The organism is Synechococcus sp. WC101 (assembly GCF_047461555.1).
In the GTDB taxonomy this organism is placed as follows: Bacteria; Cyanobacteriota; Cyanobacteriia; order Thermostichales; family Thermostichaceae; genus Thermostichus.
Window position 1 is genome coordinate 1 of the sequence record NZ_JANSHG010000177.1, and the last position, 4,625, is coordinate 4,625.

At 56.0% G+C, this 4,625-nt stretch carries 4 protein-coding genes and 1 pseudogene; 1 reads left to right on the forward strand and 4 read right to left on the reverse strand.

From position 1 onward, the window contains the following. A pseudogene (locus NW809_RS10855) lies at positions 1–450 on the reverse strand (NAD(P)H-quinone oxidoreductase subunit 4); the annotation flags it as partial. A 369-nt stretch (positions 451–819) separates the two neighbouring features. On the opposite strand from NW809_RS10855, the gene NW809_RS10860 reads away from it, so the two are divergent. Next, positions 820–1,854, forward strand: a complete 1,035-nt coding sequence (locus NW809_RS10860) for an adenosine deaminase (RefSeq protein WP_011430736.1) — start codon at positions 820–822, stop codon at positions 1,852–1,854. A gap of 76 nt (positions 1,855–1,930) precedes the next feature. Here the strand turns inward: NW809_RS10860 and mnmH are convergent, their stop codons facing one another. The 3 genes from mnmH to NW809_RS10875 form a co-directional block, all read right to left on the reverse strand. Then, the gene (gene mnmH, locus NW809_RS10865) at positions 1,931–2,980 is read right to left on the reverse strand and encodes a tRNA 2-selenouridine(34) synthase MnmH (RefSeq protein ID WP_414402125.1); all 1,050 of its coding nucleotides are present in this window, start codon (positions 2,978–2,980) and stop codon (positions 1,931–1,933) included. A 219-nt stretch (positions 2,981–3,199) separates the two neighbouring features. Beyond that, complete coding sequence (gene urtE, locus NW809_RS10870; RefSeq protein ID WP_011433598.1) at positions 3,200–3,964, reverse strand: urea ABC transporter ATP-binding subunit UrtE; 765 nt, start codon at positions 3,962–3,964, stop codon at positions 3,200–3,202. A 34-nt stretch (positions 3,965–3,998) separates the two neighbouring features. Further along, positions 3,999–4,625 (reverse strand): ABC transporter ATP-binding protein (locus tag NW809_RS10875; protein WP_414402126.1); only part of this gene is annotated, 627 nt, incomplete at its 5' end.

Sequence of the window (4,625 nt, forward strand, 5' to 3'; positions counted from 1 at the left end):
GTCCTGCACGGCGAACACCCCGATCTGCCCGCCGTACATGGCCAACATCAGAAAATAAAACAGGCGCGGCTTGAGGGTGACCGGCCAGGCGGCCAAGATGGCAAGCGTGGTCACAAAAGCCGTGAGCAGGATCAGCGGCATGGAAAGGCCATCGGCCCCCACCGACCAGCTCAGCCCCACCTGCGGCACCCAGGTGTAGCGCTCCAGCAGTTGTAAGCTTGTCTGGCTGGGGTCATAGCCGACATAGAAGCCAGCCAGCAAAATGAGCAGGTCGGTAACCGCGATGAAGAGGGCAAACCAGCGAACCCGTTCTGCCAACTTTTGCGCGTAGACGCGGGTAGTGGGATCCCCAGCGGGCGCCGGGATCAAGGGGATGAAGAGGGCGGCCACCACCGGATAGACGATGACCGTGGTCAGCCAGGGAAACTCGTGCAAGCTGGGCAGCGCCATGAAGATAACCTCGTTACGCTAAGTTCATACCGCACCCTTCCAGGGGGATTGCCGTCGGCTACAGCCAACAGCCTTTTACCAGAATCGCTCCTGAGTATCTCTGCTCAGCAAACCTCCAGAACTATCTTAAGGCTCTTTACCTAGTTTGCCGGGATCCCTGGCCGGGCTCGACCAGGACTCAAGCATTGACCTGGTCATCAAACCTGGCTATTAGAAACCTCATCACCTGGCCCCCGGCTAGCCGACCCTGCGCAATTGCGCCTGGACAGGACTGCCGCTGTTGGATAACAGTAGAAATAGTACTTAACAACCAAGCCAGGTCCGCCCTTGGCGGGCGGTGAGGGGAGCCTCTGGGGGAAGCTTTGAAGTATGGCACTGCATGCGGAGTTACACCGCCACCTAGGCGGTTCGGTCGTTCCTAGGATTTTGTGGCGCTACCTGCATCGCCAGGGATCCCCTCTGGCAGCACGCTTTCCTGACTACGCCGAGTTTGAGGAGTTCTACACCCGCCCGCGCAACACCCTTGAAGATTACTTGGAGCTGCACACGCTAGTGGAACAGGTGCAAACCCTGGAAAGCTTACCTTATTTCATCTACCGTCTGCTGCGGGGGGCCTATGTTTTTGAGGATTTGGCCTATCTAGAGATTCGCTACACCCCCTATCTGCGCACAGATCCCAGCTTGGACGAGGCGGATCGCCTCAAGCAGATGCGCCAAGTTATCGAAACGGTAGGGCAAGCCAGCCAGCAGCGGGAATATCCCATCGTCACCACCCAGATTGTGTGTTTGCACTCCCGCCTGCCCAGCCATATCAACCGCGCCATGGTGGAGGCCGCCGCCGAGTCCGAATACGTGTCTGCCATCGACCTGGCGGGGGGAGATAAGGCCTACGGCGAACGCATGGACGAGTGGATTGAGCTGTTCAAATATGCCCTGGCCCGTGGCCTCAAAACCACTGCCCATCTCTATGAGACTTTGGATGGCTGTTACCCAGAGCTGCTGCCCTATGTCTCGCGGATTGGCCACGGGATCCAGATCCCTCTCCACTACCCAGAGCTGCTGCCAGAGCTGGCGCGGCGCGGCCAATGCCTGGAGGTCTGTCCCACCACTTACCTGAAGACGGGGACGCTGCCCAGCTTGGAGCCCCTCAAAATCGTCTTCGACCGCTGCTTTGACGCGGGGGTAGATATCGCCATCTGCACCGACAACGCCGGCCTGCACAACGTGCGCCTGCCGTTTGAGTACGAAAACTTGCTCACGCACGACATTATCGATTTCGACCAGCTCAAGCGCTGTCAGGAGGCGGCTTTTCGTCACGCTTTTGCCTGGCCCTACAAGGAGCACCCCGCCTCGTTGCTGTCGGAGCTGCAGCAGTCAGCCTCGAAGTCCCTAGTTCCCCTCTGAGAGGGGCAAACAGGACTTTGCTTGACATTTCCGCCGCCAGACTTGGTCGCGCTTGCCCGGCGAGGGCTGGCGCAGGTCAAAACGACATCCCCCTGAGTCGGACAGCGGCCTCCTGTAGGCTGCTCTCGGAGAGGTCAGGCAGCTCAAGGCGAGCGCGGATACGGTTAAAGTGTTGCTGCAGGCCGTGGCGATAGGTGGGATCGTAGTGCTGCTGCAGTAGCTCCCGCACAAATTGCGGCCAGTCTTGGGCGTCGATGAGCTCAAACCAGCGCTGCAAACAGGCCTGGCCGTAGCGGGACTTCAAAGACAGCAATTTTTCCTTTAGCGCCTGGGGGTGGGCTATCCAGTGGGGATAGTGGGCGATCAACCCCTTCACCCGTTCTTCTAGAGGCAACTGCACCTCTACGCAGTCGGCTTGGGTGATGGCCTGCCAAAGAGCAGGGGGCAAATGAAGCTGGCCCACTTTGGCACTTTCCGACTCCACCCAGACCGGCTTGGCGGGATCCCACTGGAGAAAGGCCTGCACCAGTTGACTTTCAAAGCTCTTCTGAGTGGGCTGCGAGGTTCCCCACTCGGCCCCCAGGAGGGATCCCCGGTGACAGGCCAGCTTTTCCAGATCGAGAACTTGGGATCCCTGTTTGCGCAGATAGTCAAGCAACTTGGTTTTGCCACTCCCTGTTGGCCCGCAGAGCACTCGGTAGGTAAATTCCTGGGGCAAGATCTGCAGCTGTCGGCGCACCCAGGCCCGGTAGGTTTTGTAGCCACCTTGCAAAACCGTAACCTGCCAGCCCACCTGGGACAACACCAATGCCAAGCTGGCAGAGCGCTGCCCTCCCCGCCAGCAGTAGATTAGGGGCCGGTAATCGCGATCTTTATCGGCAAAATGGGTTTGCAAGTGGCGACTGATGTTCTGGGCCACCAAGCTTGCCCCTCGTTTGCGGGCTGTAAAGGGATCCACCTGCTTGTAGAGCGTGCCCACCTCCGCCCGTTCTGTATCGTAGAGTACAGGCAAGTTGATGGCTCCCGGCCAATGATCCTCTGCGAACTCTGCCGGAGAGCGCACATCGATAATTTCGCTGTAGGTGTGCAGCCAGGGCTCTGCAGTGAAGTGAATCGGAGGAGACACAAACCTGTGGATGGAAATGGCAAGCTAGCGCAATCTTGAACAGTTTCTAGCTTAGCCAACGCTGCTGCTCAAGGAAGCCCAGGGCTAACCCTAGCCTATCCCCTCGCAGGTGGACTTCTCGCTTTTCCAGAAGTTTAGGCAAGGTCTCTGGAACATGCAGGATGCCATTTGCCGCTCTCAAAAAAGTTATAGAGGTTTTCAGGCTTTCCAGGTGCCACCTCAGATAGAAAGGTGAGCTCGGACTTTTTCTTCGTCCATTTGGTCAGTCGGCCCCTCCATGATAAGGGATCCATTTTCCATAAGATAAAAGTAATCGGCCAGACTTTGGGCAAACTCAAAATACTGCTCCACCAGCAACACCGAAACGCCCCGCTCCTTTTGAATACGGGTGATGGCTTCTTCAATCTCGATGATGATGGAGGGTTGGATCCCTTCTGTAGGCTCATCCAGGAGCAAAAGTTTGGGCTCTGCCACCAAAGCTCTGGCGATGGCCAGTTGCTGCTGCTGCCCACCGCTCAAATCCCCACCCAGCCGTTTAAGAAAAGAACGCAGAATTGGGAATAGGTCATAGACAAACTCAGGTATGATCCGTTCTCTGTCTGGTGCCGCTTCTAGACCCACCAGCAGGTTTTCCTCAACCGTTAGGCGGGGAAATATCTCTCGACCTTGGGGTACATAGCCAATACCGGCGCGGGCTCGCCAATTGGGAGGGTAATGGTTGATAGGACGGCCCTCAAAAGCAATTTTGCCTGTGCAGTCTTTCAGAAGTCCCATCAGGGCTTTAAGTGTGGTGGTTTTGCCCATACCATTGCGGCCCAGAAGGCAAACCGCTTGGCCGGGAAAGATCTTAAAAGAGAGATCCTTCACAATTAAACTCTGACCATAGTAAACCCTCAAGTTGGAGACCTCCAGGAGAGGCCCGGATCCATCTCGGGATAAGTTTTGTGTTGCGGTCGCGTTTTCCGTATTCATAGGCCTGCGCATGAGTCGATTAGATACAGAACTATAGCCTCTTTGCTTAGTTTTTCCCCTTGTGGGATCCGAGATAGACCTCAATCACTCGCGGGTCGTTTTTCACATCCTCAAAGGTACCTTCGCACAGCACCGAGCCTTGGTGTAAAACGGTAACCTTGCGGGCAATTTGCCGGACAAATACCATGTCATGTTCAATCACCAAAATGGTGTGGCTTTGGGCTAAGGATTGAATCAACTCCCCTGTAGCTTCTGTTTCTTTGTCCGTCATCCCGGCCACGCATTCATCCAGCAGCAGCAAATCCGGATCTTGAGCAATCACCATGCCGATCTCCAGCCATTGCTTTTCTCCGTGGGAAAGCAGCCCTGCCGGAACCCGATCCTTACGGCTGAGGCCAATGGTTTCCAAAAGAGCATCCGTTTTTTCTCGCAGATGCTTTTTGCCCAATAGGGTGGAAAAAACCCTTTTGTCAGGGTTGAGGGATAGCTCCAAGTTTTCTCGCACGCTCAAGTTTTGATAGACCCGCGGCGTCTGAAACTTGCGCCCAACACCCAAAATCGAGATCTCATGTTCCTTGAGCTTGGTCAGATCTTTTCCTTTAAACAGCACCCGGCCTCGAGTAGGCTTAACCTTGCCCGTCAGCACATCGAGAAACGTAGTCTTGCCTGCCCC